General features: G+C 30.3%; 24 protein-coding genes. 11 read left to right on the top strand and 13 right to left on the bottom strand.

Annotated elements, in window-relative coordinates; all coding sequences use genetic code 11:
• Nucleotides 1-31 precede the first annotated feature (31 nt).
• Genes FVF61_RS09575 through recF form a run of 3 tightly spaced genes read right to left on the bottom strand, consistent with a single transcriptional unit; the run spans nucleotide 32 to nucleotide 1,823 of the window.
• Entirely contained in the window at nucleotides 32-328 is a 297-nt protein-coding gene (locus tag FVF61_RS09575; RefSeq protein ID WP_148455704.1) for a DUF721 domain-containing protein, read from the bottom strand.
• Nucleotides 328-747, bottom strand: coding sequence for a lipocalin family protein (locus FVF61_RS09570; RefSeq protein ID WP_148455702.1), 420 nt, complete (start codon nucleotides 745-747; stop codon nucleotides 328-330). Before FVF61_RS09570 ends, FVF61_RS09575 begins: the two co-directional genes overlap by 1 nt.
• Nucleotides 744-1,823 carry a DNA replication/repair protein RecF gene (gene recF / locus FVF61_RS09565; RefSeq protein ID WP_148455700.1) on the bottom strand — a complete coding sequence of 360 codons (1,080 nt, stop codon included), beginning with the start codon at nucleotides 1,821-1,823 and terminating at the stop codon, nucleotides 744-746. The genes FVF61_RS09570 and recF overlap by 4 nt, the downstream gene beginning before the upstream one ends.
• Before the next feature lie 132 nt (nucleotides 1,824-1,955).
• Between recF and FVF61_RS09560 the strand changes: the two genes are divergently transcribed.
• The 7 genes from FVF61_RS09560 to FVF61_RS09530 all read left to right on the top strand — a co-directional run bounded on the left by FVF61_RS09560 (nucleotide 1,956) and on the right by FVF61_RS09530 (nucleotide 8,404).
• Nucleotides 1,956-2,726, top strand: coding sequence for a tetratricopeptide repeat protein (locus tag FVF61_RS09560; RefSeq protein WP_148455698.1), 771 nt, complete (start codon nucleotides 1,956-1,958; stop codon nucleotides 2,724-2,726).
• A 26-nt stretch (nucleotides 2,727-2,752) separates the two neighbouring features.
• Nucleotides 2,753-3,238 (top strand): 6,7-dimethyl-8-ribityllumazine synthase, encoded by a 486-nt coding sequence (ribH, locus tag FVF61_RS09555; protein ID WP_148455696.1) that lies wholly within the window; start codon nucleotides 2,753-2,755, stop codon nucleotides 3,236-3,238.
• Between the two features lie 349 nt (nucleotides 3,239-3,587).
• Complete coding sequence (locus tag FVF61_RS09550) at nucleotides 3,588-3,863, top strand: riboflavin synthase subunit beta (protein ID WP_148455695.1); 276 nt, start codon at nucleotides 3,588-3,590, stop codon at nucleotides 3,861-3,863.
• 7 nt (nucleotides 3,864-3,870) lie between these two features.
• Nucleotides 3,871-5,724, top strand: coding sequence for a DNA mismatch repair endonuclease MutL (gene mutL, locus FVF61_RS09545; RefSeq protein WP_148455693.1), 1,854 nt, complete (start codon nucleotides 3,871-3,873; stop codon nucleotides 5,722-5,724).
• A gap of 14 nt (nucleotides 5,725-5,738) precedes the next feature.
• Nucleotides 5,739-6,497, top strand: coding sequence for a rhomboid family intramembrane serine protease (locus FVF61_RS09540; protein ID WP_148455811.1), 759 nt, complete (start codon nucleotides 5,739-5,741; stop codon nucleotides 6,495-6,497).
• Nucleotides 6,498-6,499: 2 nt separating this feature from the next.
• Nucleotides 6,500-7,369, top strand: coding sequence for a rhomboid family protein (locus FVF61_RS09535; protein WP_148455692.1), 870 nt, complete (start codon nucleotides 6,500-6,502; stop codon nucleotides 7,367-7,369).
• A gap of 9 nt (nucleotides 7,370-7,378) precedes the next feature.
• The gene (locus tag FVF61_RS09530) at nucleotides 7,379-8,404 is read left to right on the top strand and encodes an endonuclease/exonuclease/phosphatase family protein (RefSeq protein ID WP_148455690.1); all 1,026 of its coding nucleotides are present in this window, start codon (nucleotides 7,379-7,381) and stop codon (nucleotides 8,402-8,404) included.
• Here the strand turns inward: FVF61_RS09530 and FVF61_RS09525 are convergent.
• The 8 genes from FVF61_RS09525 to FVF61_RS09490 form a co-directional block, all read right to left on the bottom strand.
• Complete coding sequence (locus FVF61_RS09525) at nucleotides 8,393-8,701, bottom strand: DUF6122 family protein (protein WP_148455688.1); 309 nt, start codon at nucleotides 8,699-8,701, stop codon at nucleotides 8,393-8,395. The two genes, FVF61_RS09530 and FVF61_RS09525, sit on opposite strands and share 12 nt — an antisense overlap.
• The gene (locus FVF61_RS09520; RefSeq protein WP_148455687.1) at nucleotides 8,701-9,321 is read right to left on the bottom strand and encodes a WbqC family protein; all 621 of its coding nucleotides are present in this window, start codon (nucleotides 9,319-9,321) and stop codon (nucleotides 8,701-8,703) included. The genes FVF61_RS09525 and FVF61_RS09520 overlap by 1 nt, the downstream gene beginning before the upstream one ends.
• 90 nt (nucleotides 9,322-9,411) lie before the next feature.
• Nucleotides 9,412-10,989, bottom strand: coding sequence for a signal peptidase I (gene lepB, locus FVF61_RS09515; RefSeq protein WP_148455685.1), 1,578 nt, complete (start codon nucleotides 10,987-10,989; stop codon nucleotides 9,412-9,414).
• A 63-nt stretch (nucleotides 10,990-11,052) separates the two neighbouring features.
• A complete protein-coding gene (dapB, locus tag FVF61_RS09510) occupies nucleotides 11,053-11,754 on the bottom strand; it encodes a 4-hydroxy-tetrahydrodipicolinate reductase (protein WP_148455683.1) in 702 nt (233 codons plus the stop codon).
• 3 nt (nucleotides 11,755-11,757) lie between these two features.
• On the bottom strand, nucleotides 11,758-12,360 hold the full coding sequence (locus tag FVF61_RS09505; RefSeq protein WP_148455681.1) for a DUF5683 domain-containing protein: 603 nt from the start codon (nucleotides 12,358-12,360) through the stop codon (nucleotides 11,758-11,760).
• Complete coding sequence (locus FVF61_RS09500; protein ID WP_148455679.1) at nucleotides 12,350-13,249, bottom strand: ParB/RepB/Spo0J family partition protein; 900 nt, start codon at nucleotides 13,247-13,249, stop codon at nucleotides 12,350-12,352. Before FVF61_RS09500 ends, FVF61_RS09505 begins: the two co-directional genes overlap by 11 nt.
• A 2-nt stretch (nucleotides 13,250-13,251) precedes the next feature.
• Nucleotides 13,252-14,016, bottom strand: a complete 765-nt coding sequence (locus tag FVF61_RS09495) for a ParA family protein (RefSeq protein WP_148455677.1) — start codon at nucleotides 14,014-14,016, stop codon at nucleotides 13,252-13,254.
• 121 nt (nucleotides 14,017-14,137) lie between these two features.
• Nucleotides 14,138-15,250 carry a PorT family protein gene (locus FVF61_RS09490; protein WP_148455675.1) on the bottom strand — a complete coding sequence of 371 codons (1,113 nt, stop codon included), beginning with the start codon at nucleotides 15,248-15,250 and terminating at the stop codon, nucleotides 14,138-14,140.
• 206 nt (nucleotides 15,251-15,456) lie between these two features.
• Here FVF61_RS09490 and nirK point away from each other — a divergent pair, with 206 nt between their 5' ends.
• From nirK to FVF61_RS09470, 4 genes are all read left to right on the top strand, one after another.
• Entirely contained in the window at nucleotides 15,457-16,932 is a 1,476-nt protein-coding gene (nirK, locus tag FVF61_RS09485; protein ID WP_148455667.1) for a copper-containing nitrite reductase, read from the top strand.
• A 92-nt stretch (nucleotides 16,933-17,024) separates the two neighbouring features.
• Nucleotides 17,025-17,723, top strand: a complete 699-nt coding sequence (locus FVF61_RS09480; protein WP_317131666.1) for a formylglycine-generating enzyme family protein — start codon at nucleotides 17,025-17,027, stop codon at nucleotides 17,721-17,723.
• A gap of 5 nt (nucleotides 17,724-17,728) precedes the next feature.
• Nucleotides 17,729-18,448 (top strand): SCO family protein, encoded by a 720-nt coding sequence (locus FVF61_RS09475; RefSeq protein ID WP_233586773.1) that lies wholly within the window; start codon nucleotides 17,729-17,731, stop codon nucleotides 18,446-18,448.
• Between the two features lie 66 nt (nucleotides 18,449-18,514).
• Entirely contained in the window at nucleotides 18,515-19,789 is a 1,275-nt protein-coding gene (locus tag FVF61_RS09470; RefSeq protein ID WP_148455663.1) for an alginate export family protein, read from the top strand.
• 13 nt (nucleotides 19,790-19,802) lie between these two features.
• On the opposite strand, the gene FVF61_RS09465 is transcribed toward FVF61_RS09470, so the two are convergent.
• Nucleotides 19,803-20,264 carry a hemerythrin domain-containing protein gene (locus FVF61_RS09465; protein WP_148455661.1) on the bottom strand — a complete coding sequence of 154 codons (462 nt, stop codon included), beginning with the start codon at nucleotides 20,262-20,264 and terminating at the stop codon, nucleotides 19,803-19,805.
• Entirely contained in the window at nucleotides 20,254-21,447 is a 1,194-nt protein-coding gene (locus tag FVF61_RS09460; RefSeq protein WP_148455659.1) for a hypothetical protein, read from the bottom strand. The genes FVF61_RS09465 and FVF61_RS09460 overlap by 11 nt, the downstream gene beginning before the upstream one ends.
• Nucleotides 21,448-21,562: the final 115 nt, after the last annotated feature.

Genomic DNA, 21,562 nt, shown 5'->3' with positions numbered 1-21,562 from the left:
AAGGCTTTTTTATTTTTATTAGTTTTTGGTGTTAACGCAATACCAATTTTTTTATCACTTCTTTTCCAAGAGATTCGTTTAACATACAGATGATTTTTTCTTTTCCATAACTTAGCTCTTCTCTTAATACGCTAGAGCTCAATTGCACATATAGCGTATCATTTTTTAATTGGATATCAGTTGTGTAATTATTTACACCATTTCCCATCATGTCTCTCCAAGTATCTTTTACATTAACAACATCCAAGCCATGTTCCAGTTTGTTGGTTTCAACAAATTCTTTTAAGGCATCTGCTATGCTAATATGTTCATTATTGCGTTTTGCCATTATTCTAGATTTAAAGGTTTAAACCGTTTGTATAAAAATACTGCTTTATTTTTATTTATAACTTTAAGTTGATTTTCTGTTGTTAACAAAACAGTTTCTTTCCAAGTATCAAAAGGAGTCTTATAATATAAATTTAGACTATCATTCTCTATTTTAATTGTAAATTGTTCAGAATCTTTAGAGGTTTCAAAAGTACCATCTAAAGCTGGTTTTAGTTTCATTCTGAAACCATCCAAACTATCTGAAATTTCAATAAAATCTACAGTATCATTATATGTGTAACTTTTTTTGGAACCATCTGCTAAAATAACTTCTTCAATTTCCCAATAGCCTTCAAGATGTTCTATATAAATTTCAGGATTATTAGAACAGCTTATGCAGCATAAAGCAAGCATGCTAAATATCAAAATTCGTTTCATAATTTAAAAATTTCGTAAGATTGATGCACCTGTTTTACAGCCTGTTCTGTCCTTTCCGCATGTGTATCGCTTATAAACAACTGACCAAAATTTTCGTCATTAACTAGTTTAATTATTTGTGATACTCGATTTTCATCTAGTTTATCGAAAATATCATCAAGTAATAAAATAGGATTTACACCACTTTGCGCTTTAATAAAATCGAATTGAGCTAGTTTTAAAGCAATTAAATAAGATTTTTGTTGTCCTTGACTTCCAAACTTTTTAATTGGATGGTCTTCTATTTCAAAAACTAAATCGTCTTTATGAATTCCAACACTTGTATATTGTAAGGCTTTATCTTTAGGTATCGATTTCTTTAAAAGAGATTCTAAATTACCTTCTAATAAAAGGCTGCTATAACTTAAATTAACATTTTCATTTCCTTTGCTAATTATCTTATAGCGTTCTTTAAAAATAGGAATAAAAGCTTCTAAAAAAGCCTCACGTTTTTCAAAAATAACACTTCCATACGTGTCTAATTGTTTGTCGTAAACTGCTAAAGTGTCATTATTAAACGTGTTGTTTAAAGCAAAATATTTTAATAAAGAATTTCGCTGAACCAGAATTTTATTATAGTTAATTAAATTATCTAGATACTGTTTATCGCTTTGCGAAATCACACTATCCATAAACTTTCTTCTAGTTGTGCTGCCTTCTGTAATTAAATCTCTGTCAGCAGGAGAAATAATAACAAGTGGTAAAAAGCCAATGTGATCGCTAAATCTTTCGTAAGCTTTGCTATTTCTTTTTATAATTTTTTTCTGACCTTTTTTTAAACTTATAACAATCTTTTCAGTATCACCTTCTTTTTCATAATCTCCATTAATAACAAAAAAAGTTTCGTCATGCTTAATATTTTGAGAAGCTATGGGATTAAAATAGCTTTTTCCAAAAGATAAATGATAGATAGCATCTAGGATATTGGTTTTGCCAACACCATTATTACCTACAAAGCAATTTATTTTGTTATTAAAAGTAAAAGACTGACTTTCAAAATTCTTATAGTTTAGTAATGAAAGTGATTTTAAAATCATAAAAAAGTAACTTTATTCTGTTTTTGAATTTTTAATTAAAAAAGGAAGTGCAAATTATTGAAAAATAACAAATAAATAGGCTTTTATTTATGAAGAAAAATCATATTTTTGCCACGCATTAATTTAAAAAATATGGCAACTTACAAGAAAAGAGGATATAAACCAGCTACGAAGGAAGAAAAAGAGCATGATATTGTTGATCATTCTACAACAGCTGAGGTTTTTAATACATTAGACGAATCTGCTTCTAAAACAGAAGATTGGGTTATAGCAAATCAAAAATACATTTTTGTAATTATTGGAATTGTTGCAGCCATCGTTTTAGGTTATTTAGGTTTTAACGAATTTATTGCTAAACCTAAACAAAGCGAAGCTATGAACGAAATGTTCCAAGCTAAAAAATATTTTAACCAAGCAGTAACTGGTACTGAGAAAGATTCTCTTTATACTTTATCACTTAATGGTGGAGAAGGAAAGTTAGGAATGTTAGACATAGCTTCAGAATACAGTGGGTCTCAAGCTGGTAATTTAGCAAACTATTATGCTGGAATGGCTTATATTAATCTTAAGGATTATAAAAATGCGATTACTTATTTAAGTGAATTTTCTAGCGAAGATGAAGTTTTAGCTCCAATGGCTAAAGGAAGTATTGGTGATGCTTTTGTGCAATTGAATCAACCAGAAGATGCTTTAGATTATTATGAGCAAGCTGCAAAATTAAGGACTAACGAGTTTACAACTCCATTATATTTATATAAAGCAGGTATTATTGCTTTAGAATTAGGGAAAGCTAATAAAGCATTAACTTACTTTGAAGACATTAAAGAAAATTATGCAGCATCAACAGAGGCAGCTAATATTGATGTTTTTATAGGAAAAGCACAAGCTTTAGCAAGCAATTAATTTCTCCGATTAGTCGGAAAGTAAACATGGCAACAGAAAATAAAAATTTATCAGAATACGATAAAGCTACAATCCCAAACGCGAAAGACTTTCGGTTTGGGATTGTTGTTTCAGAATGGAATGACACCATTACAGAAGGGTTGTTTCAAGGTGCTTTCAATGCTTTAATTGAAAACAAAGTGTCTTCTGAAAATATTATTAGATGGAATGTTCCAGGTAGTTACGAGCTAATTTTTGGTAGTAAAAAAATGCAGGAACAACATGTCGATGCAGTAATTGCTATTGGAAGCGTTATACAAGGTGAAACCAAACATTTCGATTTTGTTTGCGAGGCTGTTTCTCTAGGGATTAAAGATTTAAATATTCTTCATCATGTTCCAGTAATTTTTTGTGTACTTACAGATAATAATTTGCAACAAGCCATTGATCGATCTGGAGGAAAACATGGAAACAAAGGCACTGAAGCTGCTATTGCTGCAATAAAAATGGCAGATCTTAATAAAAAGGCCTAAGGTTCTTGTTGCTAGTTCTTCATAATAATTCAGTTTAACTAAAGTCTTTTGTTAACAATTTTTGGCATTTCAAAACCCTTATTTCTTTGTATTTTAAGTACATTTGAAGTATATCAAAGTAATTTCTCGTGGCATTATTCAAAAAGAATAGACAATTTTATATCAAGCCGAAGTATCAAAATGATAATAAAGACAATCTTGAAAAAGATATACAGTCAAAATGGCAAGAGTTAAAACGGACTAGAGAGCGAAAAAGTAGTATTCTAACGTCTCCGATATATATGGTCTTATTTTTGATAGCTATTTTAATGCTTTGGTATTTTTTAAGTGGTTATGAATAGAAGACATTATGGGGATTTTTAAAACAAGAAAAAATAAAACATATAGTTACACACCTAGACATTATAAAGGTGAAGGCAATCCGTATGAAATAAAACACAAGTTCGACGATTATAGAACAACAGTAGGTAGTAATAAAGGATTGAAAAATAAGATAGTTACTGCACTTAACGACTATAAACATAACACAAATCAAACAGCAAATAAAAGGGTTTTAATAATTATTGGAATCCTAATTCTTGTTTTCCTTTTTATAATTGAATTCGATTTATCCATATTCTTTTAAAACGCTAATGTCAGATATTATACAGTTATTACCAGATCATGTAGCGAATCAAATAGCAGCTGGAGAAGTAGTACAACGTCCAGCTTCTGTGGTTAAAGAACTTATGGAAAATGCCATAGATGCTAATGCTACAACCATCAAGCTTATTATTAAAGATGCTGGTAAAACTCTTGTGCAAGTAATAGATAATGGTTCTGGAATGAGTGTTACTGATGCTCGTTTAAGTTTTGAGCGTCATGCTACTTCAAAAATACGTTCAGCAGAAGATTTATTTCAATTACATACCAAAGGTTTTCGTGGTGAAGCACTAGCAAGTATTGCTGCTATTGCTCATGTGGAATTGAAAACTAAACAAGAACAAGATGAGGTTGGAACTCAAATTGTTATTGAAGGTAGCGAAGTGGTTTCGCAAGACGTTATTGTAACTCCAAAGGGTACTTCTATAGCAGTAAAAAATCTTTTTTTTAATATTCCAGCAAGACGTAATTTTTTAAAGTCGAATCAAGTCGAAACACGTCATATTATTGACGAATTTCACAGAGTGGCTTTAGCTCATCCAAACATTCAGTTTCTAATGTACCACAATGGGAGTGAGGTTTTTAACCTTCCAGAAAGTAATTACAGACAACGCATCGTTAATATTTTTGGGGCTAAAACCAACGAAAAACTAGTTCCAGTAAACGAAGAAACCGAAGTGGTGAAAATCTCAGGCTTTGTTGGTAAGCCTGAATATGCTAAGAAAACAAGAGGTGAACAATACTTCTTTGTAAACGATAGGTTTATAAAAAGTGCTTATTTAAATCATGCTATAACTTCTGCTTTTGATGGACTTTTAAAAGATAGTACACATGCTAGTTATTTTTTAAATCTTAAGGTAAATCCGAAAACGATAGATATAAATATTCATCCAACTAAAACAGAAATCAAGTTTGATGACGAGCATACACTTTATGCTATTTTACGTGCTTCTGTAAAACATAGTTTGGGGCAATTTAATATTGCCCCAGTTTTAGATTTTGAAAGAGATTCCAATTTAGATACGCCTTATAGTTATAAAGATGTAAATAATCCGAATACACCAAAAATTGAAGTTGACAGAAGTTTTAATCCGTTTCAGGAAAAACAATTTGCAGGTAAACAAACTACTGCTTTTAAAAGGCAAACACCAGCAAATTGGGATAGTCTGTACGTAGGATTAGAATCTAAAAGCACACAAGAGCAACAAGATTTTAGTAGTATTCAATTTGAAAGCGAAGACCAAACTGCTTCTATTTTTAAAGACGATTCTCAAGTTGAAACCAAGCAAACTACTTTTCAACTTCAAAATAAATATGTAATTAGTACTATTAAATCTGGCATTTTGGTTATTGATCAACATAGAGCACATCAACGTGTTTTATATGAAGATTTTCTGCAACATATTACTGTAAAAGAAAGTATGAGTCAACAGTTATTATTTCCTGTTCAACTTCATTTTTCTACTCAAGAAATTGAAATTATAAGACAAGTAAAACAAGATTTAGAACATACTGGTTTTCAATTTTCAAATATCTCAAAAGATAATATTGAAATTTCAGGGGTTCCAATTAGTGTGCCAGAGAGCGAAGTTTCAGTTATTTTAGAACAATTAATAAACGATATTCAGAATGAAGTTCCAGACAGTAATTTTAGTTCTACAGATTTGCTGGCTAAGTCTATGGCAAAGAGTCTGGCAGTAAAAACTGGGCAATCGTTAACTGTAATGGAACAAGAACATTTAGTAAATAGTTTGTTTGGTTGTAAAGAACCAAATATGTCTCCTACAAATAAAACCACATTCATTACGTTAAGTGTAGATGAATTAGAGAAGAAATTTATTTAAGTATTTTTAATATGATGAACAGAATTACAGATACCGTAAAGCATTTATTAATTATTAATGTTATCATGTTTGTTGGTACACTTACTATTGGAGGAGGCACTTTGTTTTACGACTGGTTTGCATTACATTTTCCTAAGAACGCTGCTTTTCAGCCTTGGCAAATACTTACACATATGTTTATGCATGGTGGTTTTATGCATATTTTCTTTAATATGTTTGCGCTTTGGATGTTTGGTACAGCTGTTGAAGAACGTTTTGGAGCAAAAAAATTCTTGTTTTTTTATATTTCATCTGGATTAGGTGCAGCTTTATGCATGATTGCCTATTATTATTTTAGATTTTATACAGGTATGTCTATCTTAATCGAAGCTGGATTCGATCAAACTCAAACTTTAGAAACTTTAAAATCTGGCTATAGTGTGTATGACACACGTTGGAATCAATTTTTAAATCAAGAACAACTACAGAATTTTGTAGGAGTTTTTAATAGTACTATGGTTGGAGCTTCTGGAGCTATTATGGGAGTTTTAGTAGCCTTTGGGATGTTGTATCCAGAATCTAAATTAATGTTGATTTTTTTGCCTGTTCCAATAAAAGCCAAGTATTTTATTCCTGGAATTATAGCTTTAGATTTAATTTCAGCAGTTACAGGACAATCGTTTTTTAGTCCTAGTAATACGGCTTATGTAGCTCATATTGGAGGTGCATTAACAGGATTTTTAATTATGTGGTATTGGAAAAAAACACAATTTAATAAAAATAGGTGGAATTAAATATGACATCACTTAATAAAGACATACAAGACAAACTTCAAAATTTAAACGTATTTGAAAAAATTATAGCAGCTAATCTGTTCATATTTTTTATTGGATTAATAATAAAAGTGTCTTTCAATATCAATGAGAGTTTAAGTTGGTTGGAGTTGCCAAGTAGTCTTTCAGAATTTATATTAAAACCCTGGAGTATTATTACCTATGCCTTTGTTCATTACGATTTTTGGCATATCCTCTTTAACATGCTATGGTTGTATTTTATAGGTCGTATGTTTTCTAATTTATTTCCTGTAAAACTTGGATTGAACATCTATTTTTTGGGTGCCATTTTTGGAGGATTATTGTTTTTATTTGGCTATAATGTTATTCCATCTTTTTTTGATACAAATAGTCGATTAGTTGGAGCTTCGGCTGCTGTAAGAGCTTTATTGATATTTATCTGTACATATATGCCAAATATGGAAGTCCGGTTTTTTACCTTTAATTTAAAACTTTGGTATCTAGGTGTTGCTATTGTAGTTATTGACTTTTTAGGGTTATTCGGATTAAATGCAGGTGGTAATTTCGCTCATCTTGGAGGTGCTTTGTTAGGTTATATTTATGCAATTCAATTAAAAAAAGGACATGATATAGGTAAAGGCTTCGAGCGCATTATGGACTGGTTTGTTAGTTTGTTTAAAAAATCGAATAGATCTCCTTTAAAAACAGTTCATAAAAATAAATCTGAAAGGGTAGCTGGTTATACTAAGAAAGACTTTGATGCCTTTAATAATCAGAAAAAAATTGATGTTATCTTAGATAAAATCAGTAAAAGTGGATACGATAGTTTAACGAAAGAAGAAAAAGAGTTTTTATTTAAAGCTGGTAAATAGTCATAGTTTATGAAGAATCTAAAGCTTATCGATAAAATAATATATGTTGTTAATGCTTTAGTTGCAACCATGCTTTTACTTTCTTATTTATTGCCTTATTTTCCTCCAAAAAACTTTGCTATTCTTTCGGTTTTAAGCTTAGGAGTTCCTTTCTTGATTCTAATCAATGTGTTATTCTTTATATATTGGTTAATTAAAGTGAAAAAGCAATTAGTACTTTCACTTTTGGTTTTAATTATTGGTTATTTTACCTTAGGTTCTTTATATAAATTTTCATCTTCAGATTTAGAGCCAAACCAAACAGATCTTTCAGTAATGAATTACAACGTGCGATTGTTTAATTTATACGAATGGATTCCTGAGAAAGGTGTTGAAACTAAAATGATAGATTTTATTGAATCGAAAGCTCCTGATATATTAAGTTTACAAGAATACCATCCACATAAGAATGTCGATTTATCCTTTTTTAAATACAAATTTGAAAAACTTTCTGGTAAGAAGGTTATGAATGGTCAGGCTATTTTTTCGCAATATCCAATCATAAATTCTGGCTCTGTTGAATTTCCAGATACCTCTAATAATGCCATTTTTGTAGATGTTGTTAAAAATCAAGACACTCTAAGAATCTACAATGTTCATTTACAATCGCTTGGTATAGATGCTAATGTAGACAAATTAAAACAGGAAGATTCCGATAGGCTTTTTAAACGAGTGGAACAAACCTTTAAAATGCAACAGTTTCAAACAGAATTATTTATTAAACACAAAGAGCAGTCACCTTATAAAATGATTATTTGTGGCGATTTTAATAACACTGCTTTTTCTTTTGTTTATAAAGAAATTAAAGGTAGTTTAAATGATGCTTTTAAGGTGGCAGGAAATGGTTTTGGTAGAACTTACGATTTTAAATTTTTTCCAGTAAGGATCGATTTTATATTCGCAAATAAAGAATTTGAAATAACAGATTTTAAAACATTCGATAACAAGTTTTCAGACCATTATCCCATTTTTGCAACTTTTAAATTACATGAGTAAGCAATCTGCACTATCTGCAAGTATATGAATAACTAACCCTAATCCTAGAATTCTTGTTTTTTTTTGAATTAATAAAAGCACATAAATTGCTATAGCATAATAGGAGTGTAAGGGATGAAAATTGATACTACATCTATTTGGGTCAAACATTGGATTTGCAAAGAAATGATCTATATCTATTAAAAAACAAGCTAACATAATTAAGTAAGCCTTCAGCCATGTGTCTTTAAACCATATTAGAGCTACCAGTAATGGGACTAAGAAGTGAATGCCATAATGTATAATTGACTGCAGCATTATAAACTTAACTTTTGAGCCTCTAAATAATTCAGAGCATTTGGGCCTTCGTTAAAGAGCAAATCCAGAATACTTAAATTGTTTATAAAACCATGCTTATTTCCAAAAACCTGAGTATATGTATCAAAGTTATATACTTGTTCTTTTCTTGCGTTTGCCAGATGTCTAAAGTCTGTTTTGCCTTCTGTTTTTTTTTGAAAGATGTCTGTTTTAGAACTATTTAAATTTAGTTGTAAGCTATCTAAAACGACATTCAAACAAGACATATTAAAATCTAATAGATAATCTGCTTTTTGAGTAAATAAAGGCTGAATGTCATCTTCGTAAAACTCAAAAAAAGGAGATGTTCTGTATGCAGTCTCTAAAGATTTCCAATGAATGGCTTGCCAGTTTTCAGCATTATAGATCTTTAAATCGCGATATTTTTGCCTTTCTTTTTGCGAATGAATTATAGGAATACTTAACTGTAATTTCCCATTTGCACCATAAATATAAGTTCTATTTCTATAGGTTTGTTTTTGGTAATTATCATCCATTTCAAACGTTACTTCTTCAGCTTGAGCGATTGCTACAAAATGAGCTAAGTTTGGAAAGTATGTTGGATGGATTAAAATGTTCATATGTTGTTTGTCGTTGAGATGTTTGTTGTTAAGTTGTAGAAAATATTTCAGCTAAACAACAAACACCTTTACAACTCTACGTTTTTTCAACTAACTATTAGCTTTTTTATGTTTTCTCCACTTACTAAAACCAAACCATACAGCCAGTAAAAATAAAAATGGAATTATGTATGACACTGGTTTTCCACTTCCATGAACGGTTGTAAAGAATCGATCCCAACGTGGTTTGCCAAAACTATCCCAACTCATCCAGATAAATACAGGTTTTCCAACAACATGATCAAAAGGTACAAATCCCCAAGATCTTGCATCTTGAGAGTTGTGTCTATTGTCTCCCATTAGCCAATAATAATCATTTTTAAAGGTGTAAGTAGTTGCTAGTTCATCATTGATATAAATCTGATTTCCTTTAACTTGAAGTTTATTGTTTTCGTATTCTGTAATAACACGTTTGTACAATGGTAGAACCTCTAAATTTAAATCGATAGTTGCTCCAGCTTTAGGAATATAAAGTGGCCCAAAAAAATCGTTATTCCAATTGTAATTAGGGTCATGTGGAAAAACACTTGCTTCGCGTTCACCTTTTTCACGTTTAAGAGATTCTATACTTTCAACATTTGGATGATTTTTAAATTGATTTAAAGTTTCATCTGTAATGCCAGGAAAATAACTTAAAGAGTAATCTTGGTTGTATTGAGGTAAATCTGTAATATCGTATCTTTTAACTAACTGGTCATTATTAAAAGGTCCATTTTTAGTTTCAATTTTATAAGAAAACTGAAGTTTCGCTCTATCTGGTAATTCGTTTTGTTTGCCATTAATATAAACATAACCATCACGAACTTCTAAAGAATCTCCAGGTAAGCCAACAGCACGTTTTACATAATTGGTTTTCTTATCGATAGGTTTATATCTATTTCTATCTGTATAACGCATGTTTAACATGGTGTCTACAGGCCAGTTGAAAACAACAATATCATTCTGTTTTATCTTCTGAAAACCAGGAATACGCATATAAGGCAAAGATAATTTGTTTATAAAAGCAGTATTCTTATTCTCTAAATGATCGTCATACAAATATGATTTTTTCTTTATAACAGGAATCGTATCATGAACCATTGGAGCAGAAATAGTTGTCATAGGTACTCGAGCGCCATAATGAAATTTACTTACAAATAGGAAGTCTCCAACAAGTAATGATTTCTCTAAAGAAGATGTTGGAATGGTATATGGTTGAATAAAATAAGTGTGTACAATGGTTGCAGCTACAATTGCAAAAAGAATAGAACTAACCCAATCTCCAGCTGCTGTTTTTGGATGTAAACTTCTATCTTTAACATGTTCAACATTTAAAGCGTAATTAAGATAGTAATTATAGAATCCTAAAGTTACTATTGCTAAAATAGTATCTGTTGTAGAGTTTTTACCAAAACTTCTAGCTGTTTCAACCCAAACAACTGGGAACATAATTAAATTAACGATAGGCAAGAAAAGTAAAATAGTCCACCACCAAGGTCTATTAATTATTTTCATTAAAATAATTGCATTGTAAACAGGTACAAATCCTTCCCAAGCTTGTCTGCCTGCTTTTATATATAATTTCCAAGTACCTAATCCGTGTATAACCTGAATGACAAGAAGGAAAATAAACAATTGCGTTAAAGTCATAATTTTATCTTTTGTTTTTATAAGTGTTAAAGCACTTAAAAATGTTACTTGTTTTATATTGTGTTAACCAATATTTAACACATCTTTCATAGTATAGACTCCTTTTTTGTCTAATATCCATTCTGCAGCAACAATGGCTCCAAGAGCAAAGCCTTGTCTGTTATGTGCTGTATGTGTAATTTGTATGCTATCAGTTTTACTTGTGTAATCAATAATATGAGTGCCTGGTACTGAGTCAATTCTTTTAGCAGTTATTGGTATTACTTGTTCTTTAGATTCATTTAATAACCATTTACTATATGCAGTGTGTTCAGAAATAATTCCTTCAGCTAAAGTAATTGCAGTTCCACTTGGAGCATCTAATTTTTGAGTATGATGAATTTCTTCAATAGTTACATTGTATTGTTTGAGTTGACTCATCATTTTGGCTAATTGTTTATTAAGCTCAAAAAAGATATTGACACCTAAACTAAAATTTGAAGCATAAATAAAAGCGCCATTTTCTTCCATACAGATATTTACGGCATTTTCATAATTATCTAACCAACCAGTTGTTCCAGATATTACAGGAACTCCATGTTTTAAACAATTTACTATATTAAAAAAAGCTGCTTTTGGAACACTAAAATCTATGGCAACATCTGCTAAAGTTATATCATAACCATCTTCATCAGAAGTTTTTATAACTATTTCATGACCACGTTGAATAGCAATTTCTTCAATTGTTTTGCCCATTTTTCCATAACCAAGTAATGCTATTTTCATGATTTAGAATTTGAAGTTTAAAGTTAAACCAAGATCACCAGATTTGTCAAACTCATTAATTTTATAATGAGGTTGCAGAGATAGGTTGTCATCAATATTAAATTGCATTAAATGTGCATCCACATTTGCCCAAATAATATTTAATGCATAAATACCAATAGTTACTAGAAGAGATATTTCTCTATTTCTACCAAATTGTTCTTGGGCATCTTGCAACCCATCTGTAGAAATGGTGCCATAAAACTCATCGTCTTCATAACCAGCTAATCGACGTTTATAAGCATCTCTATAACGATTGTATTCGTTGTTATTATCTATATAAAAATAAAGTCCAGCACCTAGACCAGCATAAATAATTGGAATTTTCCAATATTGTTTTAAATAAGCATGCCCAAGACCAGGTAATACTGCCGAATAAAATGCAGCACGAGCAGGAGATAATGGGTCGATAGGTTCTTTTATAATAGTACCTGTATCAACCACAAGTTCTTCTGTTGGAGTTGCTTTATTTTTTTTCTTTTTATCGTCTTTTTCACCTTCTTGAGCAAAAGTAGAAAAACAAAAAGCTAATAAAAATACAGATATAATTACAAGTTTATTTGGCACGCTTAACAAGTTTTATAATACGATTAAAATCTTCTTCTGAATGAAAAGGAATACTAATATTTCCTTTACCATTTTTTGAAACTTTAACGTGTATTTTATGACCAAAGTATTCTGAAAATTCTTTAGCTCCTTTTTTAATGTATTTTGGAAGTTCTTGTTTTGTTGGGACATTAATTGTTTTTTCAGTTTGATAGTTTTTTACTAAGGCTTCAGTATCTCTCACTGAAAGTTTGTTTGAAATAATTTTTTCGTAAATATCTAATTGAACTGATTGATCTTCAATATTAATAATAGCACGGCCATGACCCATTGAAATAAAACCATCTCTCATTCCAGTTTGAATAATTGGGTCTAGCTTAAGTAATCTTAAATAATTAGCTATGGTAGATCGTTTTTTTCCAACACGTTCACTCATTTGTTCTTGTGTTAGATTTATTTCATCAATTAATCTTTGGTAAGATAATGCAATCTCAATAGGATCTAAATCTTGACGTTGAATGTTTTCAACTAAAGCCATTTCTAACGATTCTTGATCGTTAGCAATTCGTATATAAGATGGAATGGTTTTTAAACCTATTAGTTTTGATGCTCTAAAACGACGTTCTCCAGATACTAATTGAAATTTATTAAACTCTAATTTCCTAACTGTTATTGGTTGAATTACACCTAACTCTTTAATAGAAGAAGCTAATTCAATTAATGTTTCTTCATTAAAATTAGTTCTTGGTTGAAATGGATTTATTTCAATCGAATCAATATCTAATTCAACAATGTTTCCAATAACCTTATCTGCATTTTTATCTTGTACTGAAGAGATGTCATTTGATGGGTCTTTTAAAAGAGCCGATAATCCTCTACCTAAAGCCTGTTTTTTTGTTGCCTTCGCCATTTTTAGGAGTTTTTAATAATAAGTTCTTTTGCCAAACTTAAGTAATTACTTGCACCTTTGCTACTTGCATCATAATTAATTATGTTTTCGCCATAACTTGGAGCTTCGCTTAATCTCACATTTCTTTGAATGATAGTTTGAAAAACCATATCATTAAAATGTTTTTGTACTTCTTCTACTACCTGATTCGATAAGCGTAAACGAGAATCGTACATGGTAAGTAATAAGCCTTCTATATCTAAATTTTGGTTATGTATTTTTTGAACACTTTTAATAGTGTTTAAAAGTTTCCCTAAGCCTTCTAAGGCAAAATATTCACATTGTATAGGGATTAAAACAGAATCTGCAGCAGTTAAAGCATTTAAGGTTAATAAACCTAAAGATGGAGCACAATCTATTAGAATAAAATCGTAATCGTTTTTAATTTCTTGTAATGCTTTTTTAAGCATGTATTCTCTTTCATCTTTATCAACTAATTCTATTTCTATAGCTACTAAATCTATATGAGAAGGTATAATATCTAGATTTGGTGTATTAGTTTTAATAATAGCATCTTTTGCTATGTTAGTATGTTCAAGTAGTTGGTAGGTTCCTACTTCAACAGTTTCAACATCAATCCCTAATCCTGAAGTTGCATTTGCTTGTGGATCTGCATCAATAAGAAGTACTTTTTTTTCTAAGACACCTAAGGATGCAGCTAAGTTTACTGAAGTTGTTGTTTTTCCAACGCCACCTTTTTGGTTAGCAATTGCGATGATTTTACCCATTAATGATTTGGTTTTTTATAACGGTAAAAATACAATTATTTACGAGGATAAAAAACGTAATTTGTTAACAATAATAGTCGCCTTTTAGAGCGACTATTAATTGTAATTTGATTTGTTGTTACTAAAAAATATAAGATGCTTTTAACTGAAAACCAGAGACAGTATAATAACTTTCTAATCTGTTTAAGTTATCTGTTGACTCTAAACCAAAATTAATTTTTGGTTGATACATAAGGTTAAAATCAATTTTTTGTTTACCAAATTTGATATATGTCCCAGCACTAAAGTTGTAAGTAAGCTCGTTGGTAGTATCAAAATCTAAAATAGCTGCACCAACTGTATTTTGTTGTTTAGTTACATACGACATGGAATTAAATAAAAATCCAGTATTAAATCCTATATAGGGACTAAATGACTTACTTATGTTATTAAACGTATATCGAATACCTAACATTGTTGATAAATAAGCTGTTTCTGTATTAAGATATATGTTATTACTTAAAGAATTAAATTCATTAGGAAACGTATAATCTACCATTGCAATAAAACCTAAGCTTTTATTAAACATATTAGTATTCATATAAATTTGTACCCCAAGAACAGGAGTTCCAAAGTTATTTGAAACACCAGAAGATAATTCATCAAAATCTGTACTTAAAAAATTATATCCAACATTTACAGCTATTTCAATAAATTCTTTATCTGCATTTGCTAGTGTAATTACATTATTTGCAAACTGAGTGTCTTCACTTAAATTACAGTTATTATAAGTTTCTATAATTGCTTTTAAATTACTAATAGTTAGAGAATCGTATTGATTGTATGCGTTTTCTTGAGCTTCCTTACATTTATTAACATAAATAGAAACAGTTGCATAGTTAAATGTTTTTAGAGTTAATCCTTTAACTACCTTTTTCTCTAATTCTCTAAATCCATCTTCATTATTTTCAAGAAAATAATGTTCACCACTTTTGTATAAAGAAATAGAGCCCGAGATGAGTACTTCAAATAAATATGGGTTTTTCTTATAAGATTTAACTATAAAACTAGTTCCTTCAAAATTTACATTTGTAACTCCTACCAAATCAATTATTAATTTTTGATTAGAATCAGATTTTGTTTCTATTCCAACAATAAAATCTTTAGAATTATAAGATAAATTCGCTTTATCAAACTGCTTAGTTTCACCACTACTATATTTTATTGTTGTGGTGTTGTTTTTTTGTGCGAACATGAATGTTGCACAAAAAAGGAAACATAATAGAATTGGGTTTTTCATTTATTTTTTTTATTTTTTACCAAAACAAAGATATTTATATTTAAAGTTTAATACATGATTTATGTCATGTTTTTGATAACCTTAGCAAACTATCTTTGTCAGGATTAAGAGACTAATTAGTCTTTTATTGAATCAAAAAGAAATCAACAAACAATTTATTCATGAAAACAAACCAAAAATCAAAAAGTAAATTAACAATAATGAAAGGCATTCTTTTATTATTAACACCTATGTTTTTCATAGCGTGCTCAAATGACACAAAGAAGGCAGATGTTAATGCTGCTGATATTCAAGTAAGTCAAGAAATGATTGCAGAATTAACTGCACCACCTCTTGTGCCAACACCTGTTGGAAACAGAAAAGCAAAAAAACTTATTGTAAACATGGAAATTCTTGAAGAAGAAGGAGAAATGACTAATGGAGTAAAGTATGTCTACTGGACTTTTGGAGGTAGTGTTCCTGGTAGTTTTATAAGAACTAGAGTAGGAGATGAAGTTGAGTTTACTCTGTCAAATCATCCAGACAATAAATTACCACACAACATCGATTTACATGCTGTAACTGGTCCAGGTGGTGGAGCGACATCTTCTTTCGTAGCTCCAGGTCATGAAAAGACATTTAGTTTTAAAACAATAAATCCAGGTCTTTATGTGTACCATTGTGCAACTGCTCCTGTTGGGATGCATATAGCAAATGGTATGTATGGTCTTATCTTAGTTGAACCAGAAGGAGGTTTGCCTAAAGTAGATAAAGAATATTACATCATGCAAGGAGATTTCTATACAAAAGGAGAAAATGGTGAACCAGGTTTACAACCTTTTGATATGCAAAAAGCTGTTGACGAAGATGCAGACTACGTAGTATTTAACGGAAGTGTAAATGCACTTACTGGAGATAATGCCATTACTGCAAATGTAGGTGAAACAGTTCGTCTATTTGTTGGAAATGGTGGACCAAATTTAACCTCTTCTTTCCATGTTATTGGTGAAATTTTTGACAATGTTTATGTTGAAGGTGGAGATTTATTAAATGAAAACGTTCAAACCACTTTAATACCAGCAGGAGGATCTGCTATAGTAGAGTTTAGAGTAGATGTTCCTGGAACCTTTATTCTTGTAGATCACGCTATTTTTAGAGCATTTAATAAAGGTGCTTTAGGAATGTTGAAAGTAGAAGGTGAAGAAAACAAAACAATTTATTCTGGTGTGAAACAAGAAGGTATTTATCATCCAGAAGGAGGAGGAATACAAGCTATGCCAAATGGCGATGAGCCTGAAGCTGTAGCATCTACAACTGAGAAAAGTTTAGAAGAGAAAATTGAATCTGGTAAGCAAATTTACATGCAAACTTGTTTTGCTTGTCACCAAGCAGAAGGACAAGGTATACCAAATGCATTTCCTCCTTTAGCAAATTCAGATTATTTAAATGCTGATGTAAAACGTGCTATTGGTGCTGTTGTTCATGGATTAACAGGTGAAATTACTGTAAATGGTGAAAAATACAACAGTGTAATGACTAGACAGTCTCTAAGCGACGAAGAAGTTGCTGATGTATTAACTTATGTGTATAATTCTTGGGGTAACAATAAAACCAATGTTACTAAAACTCAAGTAATGGAAGTTAAAAGTAGTCACTAATAATAACTAACTATTATATTATGAAAACTGTTTTGAGATTGACAATTTGCTTACTAATTTTTTCGATGAACACGGCAAATTGTCAATCTAAAATGGTTACTATAAAGGGAGGGACTTATATTCCTCTTTATGGAAGAGATTCTATGCAGGTTACCATTACAGATTTTCAAATGGATGTTTATCCAATTACCAATGCACAATATTTAGAGTTTGTTAAAAAATATCCAAAGTGGAAACGTTCTCAAGTGAAAAAACTATTTGCAGATGATAATTATTTAATTAATTGGAAATCTGATACTTCTCTTGGAGACAACCAGTCACTAAATGCACCTATTACCAATGTATCTTGGTTTGCAGCGAATGATTATTGCGAATGTCAAGGCAAACGATTACCAACTGTAGATGAGTGGGAATACGTTGCAATGGCTAATGAAACCATGCCAGATGCGAGAACCTTAGAAACCTTTAACGAATACATTTTAGGTTGGTACGAAAAACCCAAAACCTTTAATAACGATATTGGTTCTACCTTTAAAAACTACTGGAATGTTTACGATTTACATGGTTTGGTTTGGGAGTGGACTTCAGATTTTAATTCGGTGTTAATTTCTGGAGAATCTAGAAAAGATGTCGATAAAGATAGCAACTTGTTTTGTGGAAGTGCAGCTGTTGGAGCTACAGATTTAATGAACTATGCAGCTTTTATGCGCTATGCTATTCGTGGGAGCTTAAAAGCTAAATACTCTATGAAAAATCTAGGTTTCAGATGCGTTCAAGATATCAATAAATAAGAAAAATGAAACACTTTAAAATATTATTCTCAGTCTTTTTGATGGTTATCACTTTGTCATCATGTAATTCTAATAAATCTGAAAAAATAAATGATGAATTAGCAGTATATCAATGTCCTATGATGTGTGAAGGTGATAAAACTTATGAAGAAGCTGGAAGTTGTCCTATATGTAAAATGGATTTACAGTCAATAGAAATCCAAGAAGAAAAAGTGATAGATGAAAATGGTATTTCAGATGAATCTATTTTCAATTTAACATCTAAATGGAATACTGAAGAAGGTAAAGAAATTCAGCTTGAAGATTTAAAAGGAAAAACCTTAGTCATGGTTATGATTTATACAACCTGTAAAGCTGCTTGTCCAAGATTGGTTGCAGATATGCGAAACATTGAAGCTAAAATTCCTGATTCAAGTTTAGACGATCTTCGATTTGTATTAGTAAGTATCGATCCTATTAATGATACTCCAGAACGTTTAAAAGCCTTTGCTATAGAAAATTTTATGGATGGAGAACAATGGACTTTTTTACAAGGAACAGAAAGTAGCGTGAGAGAATTTGCCAATGTTCTTGCTGTTAAATATAAACAGATTTCACCTTTAGATTTTTCACATTCAAATATTATAAGCGTTTTTAATACTGAAGGAGAATTGATGCATCAACAAGAAGGATTAGGAGTAGATAATAAAGAAACTATTGAAACTATCTTACAACTAACACAATAAGAATAATAGTAAATAACTAAAAGAAAGCGTTTTAATTAACGCAAAAGAATCCTTAAAATATTACAAATGAAAAAATTACTAGCAATACTATGTATTGGGCTAGGGATGGTAACCTATGCTCAAGAATTTGAAATTTCAGCAGAACTGAAACCCAGATTTGAATACAGACATGGTTATAAAACATTAGCTGTAGATTCATTAAATGCAGCCACTTTCGTATCTCAACGTACGCGTTTAAATTTGGGATATAAAAGCGAAAAATACAATGCCTATTTTAGTGTTCAAAATGTTAGAGTTTGGGGAGACGTTTCTACTTTAGCTACTTCAGATAAAAACGGAACGACTATACATCAAGCTTGGGCAGAAGCTATTTTAACTAACCAATTTTCTATAAAGTTTGGACGTCAAGAAATTGTATACGACGATCAGCGTATGTTTGGTAATGTAGATTGGGCTCAACAAGCACGTAGTCACGATGCGCTTATTGTTACTTTTAGACCAAATGAAAACAATAGAATAGATTTAGGTTTGGCAATTAGTGCCGAAAGTGAATCTCTTTTTGAAGAAGATTATACAGTTAATAACTACAAATCGTTTCAGTATTTGTGGTATCATACCAATCTAAAAGACTTTGGTTTAAGTTTTTTAATTCTTAATAATGGTTATGCGTTCGATGATGAAAATGACGAACAACAGGTAGACTACAACCAAACGTTTGGAACTTACGCAACTTATGCTAAAAATAAATTAAATGCAGATGCTTCTATTTACTTCCAAACTGGAAAAATAGCAGATATCGATTTAAGTGCTTATGATTTTGCTTTAAATGTGCATTATGCTATAACAGATAGTTTTAACATAGGAATAGGAGGTGAATATTTATCTGGAACAGATATGAATGCGACAGATAACAAATTAAAGTCTTTTAATCCTTGGTTTGGAACCAATCATAAATTTAATGGTTGGATGGATTACTTCTATGTTGGTAACCATATAAATAATGTTGGTTTGATAGATTTAAATGCAACTATAGCATATCAGAAAAATAAATTTTCAGCTAAGTTAGTGCCACATTTCTTTTCATCTGCAGCTACAATTGTAGATGGTATGGGAGAAGAAATGAGTAATGGGTTAGGAACTGAAATCGATTTAGTTTTAGGCTATAAATTCTCTAAAGACATTAATTTTCAAGTAGGTTACTCACAAATGTTTGCAACCGAAAGTATGGAAGTTATTAAAGGAGGAGATAAAGATGCTACAAACAATTGGGCTTGGGCTATGATTGTTGTTAAGCCAACTTTATTTAAAACAAATTTTAAGAAAGAAGAAATTAAAGACTAAATAAACTTAAGAGTTACCTCCAAAATTCATCGTCAAGTTTGTCTACAAAAGAATCTTGATGATGAATTTTTTCTATTAGATCCATTTGTTCTTCACTTGCAACTTTTTGTATTTCTGGAAACAATACTCGTTCTTCAAACCGAATATGTTGTTCTAATTCTTCTTCAATTTTGCTTAAAGTTTTTGGGTCAGCTTCTGTTTTAGAAAACAAACGTTTAAGACGTCTGTGTTCAGCTAAAGCACGTTTAATTAATTCATGATCGTTATCTAATATTGGAAAAATGTGATTTTCTTCCATTTCAAAATGTGGAATTAAATGCGTATTAAAAAACCAGTCTGCATATATTTTTATGCGTTCAGAATCTATATTTTTGTTGAAACCACTTCTTATTTTCCAAGACAAAAGCAATCCATGATGATGCTCTCTGCTCAGTGGTTGTAATGCTTTATGTCTTTTTTGAGGTTTAATTTTCATATTGTTTGGTTTTCATCATGTTAAAAATAAGTCCAATAATGCCTAAAGGAAGTAAGATGCTACTTAAAAAAAGTAATAGATAGTAATTTGGTAATATATTTTTTCCGAAGAAAAATAATCCTCCTTGAAGTAAAAGTATGAATTCAGTGGTAATAAACCCAAGAACAAACAAATACATGCTTAATGTAAGAGTTTTATTATTTTGTATCAATCTGCTTTGTAAAATAAATGAAAATAAAAACCCAGAAATGACTCCTAACATGGTTAAATGAATAAAACCAATAACTAAGTTTCTATGTTGATAAGCCATATTAGATATCTCTGGAATTAAAGATAAAGCTTGAATACAAATTTTTAAAATAAAACAGCATAAAGCAAAATATAACATAAATTTAGAAATGCTAGAATAATTTACAATTAGAGATTTAAATGTGTCTTTTATTAGTTTTAAAAATAAATATAAAGCAGCTAATTGTAACAATACACCTAAGCTATTAATCCATAATAGCGAGATATGTGGTACAAACCAATTTACAGGTAAAGCAAAAGTAAGTATGGTTGAAGCTACTAATAATTTAAAAAACAAACGAAATTCTTTAGAATTTTTAATATGTAATTTATGAAACAAAATGGCTATAACAGCAATTAAAAACCAGCCATTAAATTGAAAATGTAAAAAAAATTGAATAGCAATTTGGTAAAAGGCTGAAGCCGGACCTAAGAGTCCTACTGCTGGACCTAAACACCAAACTCCTATAGTAGAAATTAACATGAATAGGAGTGATACTTTAAGTAACAATTTTGAAACTAAACTTTCTGTTTTATGGTTTTTCCAAAGAAGTCTAACAAAATAATAACTGCAAAATATATGAAGCGTTGAAAATGTTATAGAAATAGCAGCATAACCTTGAATAGAAAAACTAATCATCATACCTACTACAGATATTTGAGTGATCCAAAAAAGTCTATTGTACACTGGATTTTTTTCAGGAATAAAATAATGAACAAAAAGCGTATAGATTATTAAATACAACCAACCTAACATTGCAACATGAGAATGTGCATGCGTAAGAAATCTGTAATTAACAGAGATTGGAGATAGATAGGTATAGCGTAAAGCTAATCCCATTAAGGCAGCTATTAAGAAGTTTAATAAGCAAGTTAAAACGAGCTTTTTGGGCATAAAATAAGTTTAAATGTTAAAATATATAGAAAGAAAAACACTCCTTTTGAAGCTATAATTTTAAATAACATAAATTTCCTCCTCAACAAATTTAATATTATAATTATTTACAAAA

The sequence above is a fragment of the Xanthomarina maritima genome, from assembly GCF_008084905.1.
Lineage (GTDB): Bacteria > Bacteroidota > Bacteroidia > Flavobacteriales > Flavobacteriaceae > Xanthomarina > Xanthomarina maritima.
This window is presented reverse-complemented; position numbering and strand designations above follow the sequence as displayed.